The following is a 12,910-nucleotide window of genomic DNA, read 5'->3' as shown; positions in this document are numbered from 1 at the left end:
CTCCCACAAAGGGTCAATGGAGAATTCAGGATTTGAAGCAGGCAGTACTGAGTTTGTCGAGCACCCGATCCGCCTTGGCTTCAGCCTTGATCAGGCCCGCCTGCCAGGTCGCGACGCACGGTTGCAGATCGCTTTCCAGCTCGGCCCGCGCCAGCCACTGCCAGCAATCGTGCCAGTCGCCCAGCGCGCCCTGCGCCGACTTCAGCCGTGCCAGCGCCGCTTCAGGCAGGCGATCCAGTTCCGGATAGGCTTCGATGCCATAGCGCACGCGCTTGATCAGCAAGCGCAGGCGATGCCGATCGTGGGTAGGATCGTGCAGGGCCTGGTCGAGTTTTTTCCATTGTTTGTGCAGGCGTTTTTCGATGCGTTTGGCCAGGCCCTTAAGCAATCCCTGGCGCTCGGAGGCGCGCAGGAATCGCGGGAACGCGTCGAGGATGATCAGCAGCGAAGCCACCTCGGCACTCGCCGCCAGCGTCGGATACGCTTCCGCCATCTGCGCCATGCGCCGCTGCGCGGCCTGCGGTTGATCGTGCTGGAGCAGGTAGGCGGCCAACACCTCGCGATCGCGCCACGGCGTGGTCAACTGACCGACCGCCGACGCGGCGCCCTCCAGTTGTTCTACACCCGGCAAGCCACGCAAGGGCCGAAACAGGCTGCGCAAGCGGCGCACCGTGGTGCGCAAGTCGTGCAGCGCCTCGGGGTCGGTACGCGCGGTCATACGCGCCTGACAGGCCAGCAAACGCACTTCCAGACTCAGGACATGAGCCACCAACCGGTCAACCAACGCAGACATCGCTTGCTCCTGATTCACATGGCTTGAAAGATGAGTCTGCCGTGGTCGGCCAGCCGCATCCTTGCGTCAAGTCAGCAGCTTAGCGCCCGGCGCGGGATTCGCGAATATAGAAACGCGCCTTCTCGGCTTTGTTGCTGCAGCCCTCGAAACCTTCGAATTGCTGTTGGGTCTTGGCCGCCGTCAGCAACGACAGCGCCTTGGAGTAACTGACCGTGCCGGCGAAACCTTCGGCCTTGGCCAGATCCAGTTCATGCCACGCCGCATCGAGCTGACTGCCGCAGCTGTCGCGATAAGCAGTCTTGCCAGCGCAACCGGCCAATGCCAGCGCGATCAACGGCACACAGATCCAGGCTTTCATCACTAACTCCTCAAATAGGTCAACAGTCGTGCAGGTAAGACGTTACGGCGCGAAAAAAGTGCCTTGGCGCCCGGTGAATCTGCGGTGACGAAAGGATAACCCCGACGGGTCACACAGTATCGGAAAACGACTCTGCTGCCGCCCCGAACGACTCTGGCGATTGTCGCCCGCCCATGGATGGGTGCATTGTGGTGCCTTGTCGGGGGAGGAAGTTTGATGAAAAAGCGTGTCGCACTGGTGCTGGGCTCCGGAGGCGCCCGGGGCTACGCCCATATCGGAGTCATTGAGGAGATCGAAAGACGCGGTTACGACATTGCCTGCATTGCCGGTTGTTCGATGGGCGCAGTGGTCGGCGGGATCTATGCGGCGGGCAAACTCGACGAGTACCGCACCTGGATCGAAACGCTCGATTATCTGGATGTGCTGCGTCTGGTGGACGTGAGCTTTCGCCTTGGGGCGATTCGCGGTGAGAAAGTCTTCGGGCAGATCCGCAAGATCGTCGGCGAGATCAATATCGAAGACCTGCGCATTCCCTACACCGCCGTCGCCGCTGACCTCACCAACCAGCAGGAAATCTGGTTCCAGGAAGGCTGCCTGCATCAGGCAATGCGCGCCTCGGCGGCGATTCCCAGCCTGTTCACCCCAGTGATGCAGGGTAACCGGATGCTGGTGGATGGCGGCATTCTCAACCCGTTGCCGATCGTGCCGGTGGTCTCCAGCCACTGTGATCTGATCATCGCGGTCAACCTCAACGCGACCAACCAGCGCCACTACAAATTGCCGGTGATCCAGCGCCCGCCAGCCTTTCGTTCGCGCTTCGACAGCCTGCTCAGTTCGCTGGGTTCGAAAATGCCGTTCCGCCGCAAACAGGCCGAGCAGTTGTTGTTACTGGAGCAGGAAGCGCTGCGCGCCGAAGCGGGCGAGATCAACCCGTGGCTGGAAGGCAGCGAACCGGAGAGCCAGCAACCGGCAGCGGCTCCCGAACGCGAAGGCGCGCCGAAATCCGCCACCGGCTCGTTCATCATCGACAACGTCGGACCGGCGTCACTGCTGGACCTGATCAACCAGAGTTTCGAGGTGATGCAGACCTCGCTGGCGCAATACAAGATCGCCGGCTATCCGCCGGACATCCTGATCAACGTGCCGAAGCGCGTGTGCCGGTTTTTCGAGTTCTACAAGGCGCCGGAGTTGATCGCTTTGGGGCGGGAGATTGCGCGGGATACGCTGGACCGGTATGAAAGTGAGCAGAGCAGAGAGCCTTGAAGTTCTCGGTTGCCTGTCAGGGCCTCTTCGCGGGCAAGCCCGCTCCCACAGGGTTCTGGGGTGTTATTGAAATTTGTGTATCACACCGACCACTGTGGGAGCGGGCTTGCTCGCGAAGAGGCCAAACCAGACCACACAAAACCTACAGACTGTTCTCACTCAACAACCGATACCCAACCCCCGCCTCCGTCACAATAAACCGCGGCCGGGTCGGATCATCCGCCAGCTTCTGACGCAAATGCCCGACCACAATCCGCAGGTAATGACTGTCCTCGGTATGCGTCGGGCCCCAGATATCCTTGAGCAATTGCTGCTGGGTGATCACCCGGCCCGGATGCCGCGCCAGTTGCGCCAGCACCGCGTATTCCTTGCGGGTCAGCGCCACTTCGACACCGTCGAGCAACACCCGCCGATAAGCCAGATCCACGGTCAGCGGGCCGAACGTCAGCGCCGCTTGCTGGGCCTCGCCGGCCGGCGCCTGACGCAACAACGCGCGGACCCGGGCGAGAAATTCCTGAATGCCGAACGGCTTGGTCACGTAATCGTTGGCGCCGCCATCCAGCGCCTGGACTTTCTGCCCCTCACTGGCGCGCACCGAGAGCACCAGCACAGGCGCGGTGGCCCACTCGCGAAACTCGCGCAGCACCTGCTGGCCGTCCATGTCCGGCAAGCCGAGGTCGAGCACCAGCAGGTCGGGTTTGTTCAACGCCGCCTGGGCCAGGCCCTCGGCGCCGGTGCCGGCCTCCAGCACTTTGTAGCCTTGTGAGGCGAGGCTGATGCGCAGAAATTTACGGATCTGTGGTTCGTCATCAATGACCAAAATGGTCGCGGTCTGGCTCATGAATTCACATCGACACAAAAGATTGGCAAGAGAGTAGCGCAGTCGCGATCAGGCTTCATTGTCCATCCCCGGTTGCGTCTGCAACGGCAGGTGCAGGGTGATGCAGGTGCCGCGGCCGTCGATGCCGTCGGCCACGCTGATCCGCCCACCATGCGCGCCGACCATGCCCTGACAGATCGCCAGCCCCAGCCCCGTGCCCTGCCCTCCGCGATCACCCCGCGCAGCGGTGTAGAACATGTCGAAAATCTTTGCCCGCTCGTCCTCGGGAATCCCCGGGCCTTCGTCGCTGACCGAGAAGAAAATCTCTTCGTCACTGGCGCCGGCACGCAGTTGCAAACGCCCATGGGCCGGCGAGAACCGCGCAGCGTTTTCCAGCACATTGACCAGCGCCTGTTCGATCAGCGCCGCGTGCACGAACAGCAGCGGCAGCTCGGCGGGCACGTCGGTACTGACCTGCAGCGGCGCCAGCACCGCACGCAGGCGATTGAGCGAGCTGCCGACAATGTCTGCCGGCGACACCCAGTCCCGCGCCAGCTTCAACGCACCGTGGCCGAGGCGCGTCATGTCGAGCAGATTCTGGATATAGCGATCGAGGCGTTCGGCTTCATCGCGGGTGCCTTCGAGCAACTCGCGGCGATCCTCCAGTGGAATGGCTTCGCCGAGGGCCAACAGGCTGTCGATACTGCCGCGCATGGACGTCAGCGGTGTACGCAGATCGTGGGACACCGAGGCCAGTAGCGCACTGCGCAGTTGTTCGGTTTCGCCGTGCAGGCGCGCGGCCTCCAGATCATCGGCCAGTTGCGCCCGGGACAATGCCTGAGCCAGTGGCTGACTCAACGCGGTGAGCAGGCGTCGGCGCTGGCCGCTCAAGGTCTGGCCCTCTTTGGCGCAGACCCCGAGCAGCGCCAGCGGCCCGTCCTCCACCGACAGCGGCCACCACCACCAGCGACCGAACGGCAGCGTGCCGGTCCCCATGCCGGCCGGTTGATCGTGCTGCCAGGCCCAATCGGCCGCAGCCCGTTCCGCCTCGGTGAACTCCAGCGGCCCGCCGGTCTCGACTTTCCAGCCGCCCTGCCCGTCCCGATTGAGCAGGCACAACTGCAAATCGCTCCAGCCATTGAGGTGCTGCGCCGCAGCGCTGATCACCGCCTGACGATCCGTCGCGGCAGTCAGTTTGCGTGACAGGTCGAGCAATTCGCTGGTTTCCTCCTGCGTGTCGCGCAGGGCCTGCAGCTGGCGCCGCTGGCGCGCCGCGAGATTACCGGTGAGCGCCGCCATCAGCAGGAAGAACAGCAAGGTCAGAACGTCTTCTTCGCGCTGGATGGCAAAGGAAAAATTCGGCGGAATGAACAGGAAATCGTAGGTCAGAAACGACAGCGCCGCGCACGCCAGCGCCGGCCCCAGACTGCTGCGCACCGCCACCAGCAGCACCGCCGCGAGGAACACCAGCGAGATGTTCGGCAGCGGCAAAATACTCGACACCGCCCACGCCAGCGCACTGGCCAATACCGTAGCGACCAATGCCAGCGCGTAATCGAACCACACCAGCGTCGGCGTGACGCGAAGGCGCGGCGCAGGCTGCTCGCGATCATTGTCGAGCACGTTGATTTCCAGGCCGTGGGCCTGACGCAGCAAACGCGCCGCCAGACCACCGCCGAACAGACGACGGCGCAGACTCGGCCGCGACTGGCCGACCAGCACCAGACTTGCCCGGCGTTCGGCGGCATGCTGGATCAGGGTTTTCGCCACTTCGCCGGCGCGCAGCAACACCACTTCGCCGCCGAGGCGTTCGGCCAGTTGCTGGGCATTTTGCAGGCGCAGGCGCGATTGCTCGTCGCGCACCGTGCCGTTGTCGACATGCACCAGACTCCACGGCAGATGCCGACGCTGGGCCACCCGGCTGGCGTGGCGCACCAGGCGTTCGGCATGCGCATCGCCATCGACGCCGACCAGCAAACGCCCGCGCACCGCCGGCGCCGCCTGACCGAGTTGGCGATAGCCTTGAGCGAGATCGTTATCGACCTGCGCGGCGGCAGTCTGCATCGCCAGTTCACGCAACGCGGTGAGGTTGGTCTGGGTGAAAAACGCATCGATCGCCGCCCGCGCCTGTTCCGGCACGTAGACCTTGCCTTCGCGCAGACGCTCCAGCAATTCACGCGGTGGCAGGTCGATCAGCAGCAGTTCGTAGGCTTCCTGCAACACCCAGTCCGGCAGGGTTTCGCGCACCTGCACACCGGTGATCCCGCGCACCTGATCGTTGAGACTTTCCAGGTGCTGGACGTTGACCGTGGTGTACACGTCGATTCCGGCGGCGAGCAGTTCCTGAATGTCCTGCCAGCGCTTGGCGTGGCGACTGCCGGGGGCGTTGGTGTGCGCCAGTTCGTCCACCAGCACCAGTTTCGGTTTGGCCGCGAGCAAGCCGTCGAGGTCCATTTCTTCGAGCATCACGCCACGGTATTCCGAGCGCACCAGCGGTTGCTGCGGCAAACCACCGAGCAGCGCTTCGGTTTCCGCTCGGCCATGGGTTTCGACGACGCCGGCAATGATTTTCACGCCCTGACGCAATTGCGTGTGCGCCGCCTGGAGCATGGCGTAGGTCTTGCCGACACCGGGGGCGGCGCCAAGGAAAACCTTGAGTCGGCCACGGCCGTCGCGGGGCAGTTCTGCTAACAATGCGTCGGCGCGGCCGGCGTCGCTCATGCTTGATCTCTTCAGTCAGATGTTGATGTGTTGCCTGTGCGGGCCTCTTCGCGAGCAAGCCCGCTCCCACAGGTTCAGTGTTGCTCTTGTGGGAGCGAGCTTGCTCGCGAATGGCAGCGCCGCAGAATTACAGTTTTTCCAGCGCCATGTTCAGCTCCAGCACATTCACCACCGGTGGCCCCACCAGCGGCTGTTCGATGTGCGCATCGAGCAGTTGCTGCAGGGTCGACACCGGCAGTTTGCGCGCTTGCGCGACACGCGCCAGTTGATAGGCAATTGCCGCCGGTGGCAAGTGCGGATCGAGGCCGCTGCCGGAGGTGGTCAGCAGCGCCAATGGCACCGGCCCCTGGCCGGGCACCTGCAACTTGTTGGCGTCATCGATCACCCGTGTGGCGAGTGCCGGATTGCTCGGCGCCAGGTTGCTGGCGCTGCTGGAAACGGTCGCGAAGGCGCCCGCCGAAGGACGTGGATGGAACCACGCATCACCGACGAAATCCTGAGCGATCAGGGACGAGCCGCGCACCTTGCCATCGGCATCGTGCACCAGGCTGCCATTGGCCTGTTCAGGGAAAGCGACCTGCGCAACGCCGGTCACTACCAGTGGATAGGCCACGCCGGTGATCAGGGTCATCAGCACCAGCAGGCTCAGGGCCGGACGTATCATTGTGGACATTGCAAAATCCTCGAATTCGTTGGGCAAACTTTTGCGGGGTGCCAGGGAGATCTTTTCCCCCTCACCCCAGCCCTCTCCCCCAAGGGGGCGAGGGGAAAGGGAGCCGATCTCTGCGCTTTTCCAGACCTGAGTTCGGCTCGCTATCCCAGGTCGGTACGCCTCTTACAAACACCTCGATCAGTCCCCTCTCCCTCCGGGAGAGGGTTAGGGTGAGGGGCTCTTCCAACCTCAAACCAAATGCAAAGCCGTGAGCAGCATGTCGATCGCCTTGATCCCCACGAACGGCACCAGAATCCCGCCCAGTCCGTAGATCAGCAGATTGCGCCGCAGCAGTGCCGCGGCACTCGCTGCCTGCACGCGCACGCCACGCAATGCCAGTGGAATCAGCACCACGATGATCAGGGCGTTGAAGACGATGGCCGAAAGGATCGCGCTCTGCGGACTGGTCAGGTGCATGATGTTCAGCACGCCCAGTTGCGGATAGATCGCGGCAAACAGCGCCGGCAGAATCGCGAAGTATTTGGCGACGTCGTTGGCGATGGAGAAAGTCGTCAGCGCACCACGGGTCACCAGCAATTCCTTGCCGATCTGCACCACGTCCAGCAGCTTGGTCGGGTCGCTGTCGAGGTCGACCATGTTTGCGGCTTCGCGTGCGGCTTGCGTGCCGTCGTTCATCGCCATGCCGACGTCAGCCTGGGCCAGCGCCGGAGCATCGTTGGCGCCGTCGCCACACATCGCCACCAGACGACCGTCGTTCTGCTCATGACGAATGCGTGCGAGTTTCTTCTCCGGGGTGGCTTCGGCGAGTACGTCATCGACGCCCGCTTCTGCCGCAATGGCCGCCGCGGTCAACGGGTTGTCACCGGTGACCATCACCGTGCGAATCCCCAGTTTGCGCAGCTCGGCGAAACGCTCACGAATGCCTGGCTTGACCACGTCCTTGAGGTGGATCGCACCCAGCAGCTTGCCGTCGGCGCAGACCAGCAACGGCGTACCACCGCTCTGCGCGATCTTGTCGATTTCCCGCGACAGCGCCGGGGCCAGATCGGAGCGTTGTTGACCGAGGAACGCCAGCAGCGAATCGACTGCGCCCTTGCGGTAAATACGGCCCTGATAGTCGATACCGGACAAGCGGGTTTCCGCGCTGAACGGCACCGCTGTCAGGCTATCCAGCGCCGGCTCGGTTTGCGGGTGCAGACCGCGCAGGTACTCGACGATGGATTTGCCTTCGGCGGTTTCGTCCGCTAGCGAGGCGAACAACGCGCCTTCGGCCAACTCGCGACCACTCACGCCCGGCGCGGCATACACCGCGCTGCAACGGCGGTTACCGAAGGTGATGGTGCCGGTCTTGTCCAGTAGCAGCACGTGCACGTCACCGGCCGCTTCCACTGCACGCCCGGATTTGGCAATCACGTTCAGCCGTACCAGTCGATCCATCCCGGCGATACCGATCGCCGACAACAGGCCACCGATGGTGGTCGGAATCAGCGTGACCAACAGCGCCACCAGGAACACCAGCGGCAGGCTGCCGTTGGCGAAGTGGGCGAACGGTTGCAGGGTCACGACCACCAGCAGGAAGATCAGGGTCAGGCCGATCAGCAGGATATCCAGCGCGATTTCGTTGGGGGTCTTCTGGCGTTTGGCGCCTTCGACCAGCGCGATCATGCGGTCAAGGGTCGATTCACCGGGGTTGGCGGTGATCTTCACCAGCAGCCAATCGGACACCAGGCGCGTGTTGCCGGTGACCGCCGAGCGGTCGCCGCCGGACTCGCGAATCACCGGCGCCGATTCACCGGTGATCGCCGCTTCGTTGACCGCGGCGATGCCTTCGATGACTTCGCCGTCACCGGGGATCATCTCCCCCGCTTCGACGCGCACCACATCGCCTTTGCGCAGGTTGGCGGCGGGCACCACCTGGAAGCTGCCATTGGCCATCTTGCGTCGTGCGCTGAGGCCTTCGCTGCCAGCCTTGAGGCTGTCGGCGCGGGCCTTGCCGCGACCTTCGGCCAAGGCTTCGGCGAAATTGGCGAACAGCACCGTGAACCACAGCCACAGGGCAATCTGCGCGGCGACGAAAGTCGGCACGACGTTGTCCGGGATGAAGCACAGCACGGTGGTGAAAATCGCCGTCAGTTCGACCACCAGCATCACTGGCGAACGCACCAGCTGGCGCGGGTCGAGCTTGACGAAGGCTTGCACCAGCGCCGGACGCCACAGGGCCGAGATCGCAGTTTTCGCTTGTTCCGGTGCCTTGACGGCAGCGGGTTTGATTGCAGGCATATTCATGATCGATTCCTTAGAAGCCCATGCTCAGGTGTTCAGCAATCGGACCCAGCGCCAGAGTCGGCAAGAACGTCAGGCCGCCCACCAGCAAAATGGTCACGGTCAACAGAGTCACGAACAGCGGGCCATGGGTCGGGAAGCTGTTCTGGCCGATCGGCGCGGTTTTCTTCATCGCCAGGCTGCCGGCCAAAGCCAGTACCGGAAGGATGTAACCGAAGCGACCGATCAACATGCCCAGACCGAGCATCAGGTTGTGGAACGGCGTGTTGGCGCTCAGGCCACCGAAGGCCGAACCGTTGTTCGCGCTGGCCGAGGTGTAGGCATAGAGCAACTGACTGAAACCGTGCGGGCCGGGGTTACTGATGGTCGCCGCCGGGCCAGGCAGAGTGGCGGCAATCGCACCGAGCACCAGCACGCCGACCGGCATCACCAGCAGGGTGACGACCAGCAATTGCACTTCCCGCGCCTGCAGTTTCTTGCCGAGGTATTCCGGGGTGCGGCCAATCATCAGGCCGGCGAGGAACACCGCGATGAGCACGTTGAGCAACATGCCGTAGAGCCCGGCACCGACGCCGCCGAAGATCACTTCGCCGACCATCATGTTGACCAGCGCGACCATGCCGCTGAGCGGGTTGAGGCTGTCGTGCATGCCGTTGACCGAACCGTTCGACGCCGCGGTGGTGGTCACCGACCACAGCACGGTGGCGGTGGTGCCGAAGCGTGCTTCCTTGCCTTCCAGCGGTGCAGTCTGCTCGACGGCAACGTTGTTCAGCGCAGGGTTAGGCTGATATTCGGCCCACAGCGAAGTCGCGCCGCCGATCAGGAACAGTGCGAGCATGCAGGCGATGATCGCGCGGCTCTGACGCAGGTCCTTGACGTAGTGACCGAAGGTGAACACCAGGGCCACCGGGATCAGGATGATCGAAGTGACTTCGAACAGGTTGCTCCACGCGGTCGGGTTCTCGAACGGGTGCGCCGAGTTGACACCGAAGAAGCCACCGCCGTTGGTGCCCAATTGCTTGATCGCAATCTGACTGGCCGCCGGGCCGAGCGGGATCACTTGATCAACGCCCTGCATGGTCACCGCGTTCACATATTGCGCGAAGGTCTGCGGTACGCCCTGCCACACCAGGTACAGCGCGAGCAGCAGGCACAGCGGCAGCAGGCCGTAGAGGGTGGCGCGGGTCATGTCGACCCAGAAGTTGCCCAGGGTCTTCGCCGACTTGCGACCGATGCCACGGCACAGTGCAACCAGCACGGCGAGGCCGGTAGCGGCGCTGACGAAGTTCTGCACAGTGAGGCCGACCATCTGGCTCAGGTAGCTGAGGGTCGCTTCACCGCTGTAGGACTGCCAGTTGGTGTTGGTCATGAAGCTGACCGCGGTGTTGAACGCCTGAGTCCATTCCTGGCCCGGCAGGTTTTGCGGGTTCAGCGGCAGGTGGTCCTGGAACAACAGGATCGCAAACAGCAGCAGGAAACCGGCGAGGTTGAACGCCAGCAAGGCCAGCGTGTACTTCTGCCAGCTCTGTTCAGCCTGCGGATCAACCCCGGAAATGCGATAACAGCCACGTTCGACCGGGCCCAGAATCGGCGTCAGCCAGGTGCGCTGACCTTCCATCACCTTGTAGTAAAAGCGCCCGAGGAACGGCGCCGGCAACAACACCACCGCAAAAAACGCGAGGATCAGCCAATAGTCATAACTGTGCATAGCCGCTCCTAGCCCCGATCCGCGCGCAATAGCGCAACCAACAGATAAATGAACAGCCCGGCTGCCAACAGCAGGGACACCCCGTCCAGAACGCTCATGGAAGATCTCCGTGTTACGGCGTATTGCCGCTTGTCGGGGCATTGTCGGAAAGGAGGCTGTAAAGGCGCGAGACCGAGGGGGTTGGCTGGGCATAAAGAAAGCGTAAAGAGTGGGTTTATGCGTTCGTTACAGGTGGGTTTTGCGTCGTATGGGCTGGCCTCTTCGCGAGCAGGCTCGCTCCCACAATTTGAAATGCATTCCCCTGTGGGAGCGAGCCTGCTCGCGAAGACGGCATAACCGCCTACATCGCACCCAACTGGCGCACAAAACGCAGCTATCCCACCGCGAACATCCCCGATACGACAGCTTTCTTCACATTACGACCTGACTCCCAGCAATGGCACGCCCACTGCACACGCCCTCCCCCGAGCTTTCCAAACCGTTCAGGGAGCATGCGCATGAACACACAACTCAAACCCACACTGGGCACCTTGCACCTGTGGGGCATCGCCGTCGGGCTGGTGATTTCCGGCGAGTATTTCGGCTGGAGTTACGGCTGGGGCGTGGCCGGTACACTGGGCTTTCTGGTGACCTCGTTCATGGTCGCGACCATGTACACCTGCTTCATTTTCAGCTTCACCGAACTGACCACCGCGATTCCCCATGCGGGTGGGCCGTTCGCCTACAGTCGCCGAGCCTTCGGTGAAAAAGGCGGACTGATTGCCGGGCTGGCCACGCTGATCGAATTCGTCTTCGCGCCGCCGGCAATCGCCTTGGCGATTGGCGCTTATCTGAATGTGCAGTTTCCGGCGCTCGATCCGAAACATGCAGCGGTCGGCGCATATATCGTCTTTATGGGTTTGAACATTCTTGGTGTGAAACTGGCGGCGACGTTCGAGCTGATCGTCTGCGTGCTGGCGGTGATCGAATTGCTGGTGTTCATGGGCGTGGTCGCACCGGCGTTCAGCTTCAGCAGCTTTGCCCTGAATGGCTGGGCCGGTTCCGATGTGTTCGGGCCGCCAGCGATTGCCGGGATGTTCGCCGCGATTCCGTTTGCGATCTGGTTTTTCCTCGCCATCGAAGGCGCGGCGATGGCCGCCGAAGAGGCCAAGGATCCCAAGCGCACGATCCCCAAGGCCTACATCAGCGGGATCCTGACCCTGGTGTTGCTGGCAATGGGCGTGATGTTCTTCGCGGGCGGCGTCGGTGACTGGCGCACCCTGGCGAACATCAACGACCCGTTGCCACAGGCGATGAAGACTGTGGTCGGCGACAACTCCGGCTGGCTGCACATGCTGGTGTGGATCGGCCTGTTCGGCCTGGTGGCGAGTTTCCACGGGATCATCCTCGGCTACTCGCGGCAGTTCTTCGCCCTCGCCCGCGCCGGTTACCTGCCGGCGTCGCTGGCGAAACTCTCGCGCTTCCAGACTCCACACCGGGCGATCATTGCCGGCGGCATCATCGGCATCGCCGCGATTTACAGCGACGGCTTGATCAACCTCGGCGGCATGACCCTGACCGCCGCGATGATCACCATGGCCGTGTTCGGCGCGATCGTGATGTACATCATGAGCATGCTCAGCCTGTTCAAACTGCGCAAATCCGAACCGAATCTCGAGCGTACTTTCCGTGCGCCGTGCTACCCGCTGATTCCGCTGATTGCACTGGTGCTGGCGGTGGTGTGCCTGATCGCCATGGCCTGGTTCAACGCGCTGATCGGGCTGATTTTCCTCGGCTTCATGGCAGTCGGCTTCGGCTACTTCCTGCTCACCGGGCAGTTGCGCGCTGACGCTCCGGCCGATGCGATGCTGAACGGCCGCTGAGGGATTTCAGATACACCGGGCTTAACCGGCCTAGAATGGAACCACTGCGAACTCACTTCGCTCAAAAGTGGTATGCAGCGTCGCACGGCGAAATCCTCGCCCGTCGAACTGCCCTTAAGGAGAGCCGTTATGCCCTGGTATGCCTGGTTGATTCTGGTCGTTGCAATCGGCTCGATCGTTGGCGGATTGATGATGTTGCGCGACACCGCCAACAAGGTTGAACTGACCGATGAAGAACGCAAACGCGTTGCGCAGCGCAACGCCGAAGCGGACATCAAGGACGCGCAGGATCGCTGAATGAAGAACCCCGCCTGAATCGGCGGGGTTTGTTTTACCTCCCCCTCGGGCAGTGCCGTTGCTACCCAAGCCAGCCGATCAACATCCCCCAGACCACTCCCCGATCCCCGAGTCCGCACAATCACTAGTCTC

11 protein-coding genes are annotated in these 12,910 nt (G+C 62.8%); 3 read left to right on the top strand and 8 right to left on the bottom strand.

What is annotated here, in order from left to right; genetic code table 11:
• Positions 1–25: 25 nt before the first annotated feature.
• Complete coding sequence (locus tag AC27VU_RS14115; RefSeq protein ID WP_488724293.1) at positions 26–793, bottom strand: CHAD domain-containing protein; 768 nt, start codon at positions 791–793, stop codon at positions 26–28.
• Positions 794–872: 79 nt separating this feature from the next.
• On the bottom strand, positions 873–1,151 hold the full coding sequence (locus AC27VU_RS14110) for a hypothetical protein (protein WP_007963692.1): 279 nt from the start codon (positions 1,149–1,151) through the stop codon (positions 873–875).
• A gap of 216 nt (positions 1,152–1,367) precedes the next feature.
• Here AC27VU_RS14110 and AC27VU_RS14105 point away from each other — a divergent pair, with 216 nt between their 5' ends.
• Complete coding sequence (locus AC27VU_RS14105) at positions 1,368–2,414, top strand: patatin-like phospholipase family protein (protein ID WP_003226842.1); 1,047 nt, start codon at positions 1,368–1,370, stop codon at positions 2,412–2,414.
• A 142-nt stretch (positions 2,415–2,556) separates the two neighbouring features.
• Here the strand turns inward: AC27VU_RS14105 and AC27VU_RS14100 are convergent, their stop codons facing one another.
• From AC27VU_RS14100 to kdpF, 6 genes are all read right to left on the bottom strand, one after another.
• Positions 2,557–3,255, bottom strand: coding sequence for a response regulator (locus AC27VU_RS14100; protein ID WP_003226844.1), 699 nt, complete (start codon positions 3,253–3,255; stop codon positions 2,557–2,559).
• A 48-nt stretch (positions 3,256–3,303) separates the two neighbouring features.
• Entirely contained in the window at positions 3,304–5,955 is a 2,652-nt protein-coding gene (locus tag AC27VU_RS14095; protein WP_226499707.1) for a sensor histidine kinase, read from the bottom strand.
• A gap of 127 nt (positions 5,956–6,082) precedes the next feature.
• Positions 6,083–6,628, bottom strand: a complete 546-nt coding sequence (kdpC, locus tag AC27VU_RS14090; protein WP_488724292.1) for a potassium-transporting ATPase subunit KdpC — start codon at positions 6,626–6,628, stop codon at positions 6,083–6,085.
• A 228-nt stretch (positions 6,629–6,856) separates the two neighbouring features.
• The gene (kdpB, locus tag AC27VU_RS14085; RefSeq protein WP_488724291.1) at positions 6,857–8,914 is read right to left on the bottom strand and encodes a potassium-transporting ATPase subunit KdpB; all 2,058 of its coding nucleotides are present in this window, start codon (positions 8,912–8,914) and stop codon (positions 6,857–6,859) included.
• A gap of 10 nt (positions 8,915–8,924) precedes the next feature.
• The gene (kdpA, locus tag AC27VU_RS14080; protein WP_003226852.1) at positions 8,925–10,619 is read right to left on the bottom strand and encodes a potassium-transporting ATPase subunit KdpA; all 1,695 of its coding nucleotides are present in this window, start codon (positions 10,617–10,619) and stop codon (positions 8,925–8,927) included.
• A gap of 8 nt (positions 10,620–10,627) precedes the next feature.
• Positions 10,628–10,717: a K(+)-transporting ATPase subunit F gene (gene kdpF, locus AC27VU_RS14075; RefSeq protein ID WP_003226853.1), complete on the bottom strand. Its 90-nt coding sequence runs from the start codon at positions 10,715–10,717 to the stop codon at positions 10,628–10,630.
• A gap of 399 nt (positions 10,718–11,116) precedes the next feature.
• On the opposite strand from kdpF, the gene eat reads away from it, so the two are divergent.
• Entirely contained in the window at positions 11,117–12,481 is a 1,365-nt protein-coding gene (gene eat / locus AC27VU_RS14070) for an ethanolamine permease (protein WP_488724290.1), read from the top strand.
• Positions 12,482–12,610: 129 nt separating this feature from the next.
• Entirely contained in the window at positions 12,611–12,778 is a 168-nt protein-coding gene (locus AC27VU_RS14065) for a DUF2897 family protein (protein WP_003226857.1), read from the top strand.
• The last annotated feature ends 132 nt before the right edge of the window (positions 12,779–12,910 follow it).

This window comes from Pseudomonas sp. 14P5.3.2, from assembly GCF_057799175.1.
The sequence above is the reverse complement of the archived record's forward strand: the minus strand, read 5'-3'. Positions and strand labels throughout refer to the sequence as shown.

Excerpts from the sequence above, each read along its gene's own strand:
- AC27VU_RS14100 (WP_003226844.1), bottom strand. The coding sequence starts at position 3,255 with ATGAGCCAGACCGCGACCATTTTGGTCATTGATGACGAACCACAGATC.
- kdpB (WP_488724291.1), bottom strand. The coding sequence starts at position 8,914 with ATGAATATGCCTGCAATCAAACCCGCTGCCGTCAAGGCACCGGAACAA.
- kdpF (WP_003226853.1), bottom strand. The coding sequence starts at position 10,717 with ATGAGCGTTCTGGACGGGGTGTCCCTGCTGTTGGCAGCCGGGCTGTTC.
- AC27VU_RS14115 (WP_488724293.1), bottom strand. The coding sequence starts at position 793 with ATGTCTGCGTTGGTTGACCGGTTGGTGGCTCATGTCCTGAGTCTGGAA.
- AC27VU_RS14095 (WP_226499707.1), bottom strand. The coding sequence starts at position 5,955 with ATGAGCGACGCCGGCCGCGCCGACGCATTGTTAGCAGAACTGCCCCGC.
- kdpC (WP_488724292.1), bottom strand. The coding sequence starts at position 6,628 with ATGTCCACAATGATACGTCCGGCCCTGAGCCTGCTGGTGCTGATGACC.
- kdpA (WP_003226852.1), bottom strand. The coding sequence starts at position 10,619 with ATGCACAGTTATGACTATTGGCTGATCCTCGCGTTTTTTGCGGTGGTG.
- eat (WP_488724290.1), top strand. The coding sequence starts at position 11,117 with ATGAACACACAACTCAAACCCACACTGGGCACCTTGCACCTGTGGGGC.
- AC27VU_RS14110 (WP_007963692.1), bottom strand. The coding sequence starts at position 1,151 with ATGAAAGCCTGGATCTGTGTGCCGTTGATCGCGCTGGCATTGGCCGGT.
- AC27VU_RS14065 (WP_003226857.1), top strand. The coding sequence starts at position 12,611 with ATGCCCTGGTATGCCTGGTTGATTCTGGTCGTTGCAATCGGCTCGATC.
- AC27VU_RS14105 (WP_003226842.1), top strand. The coding sequence starts at position 1,368 with ATGAAAAAGCGTGTCGCACTGGTGCTGGGCTCCGGAGGCGCCCGGGGC.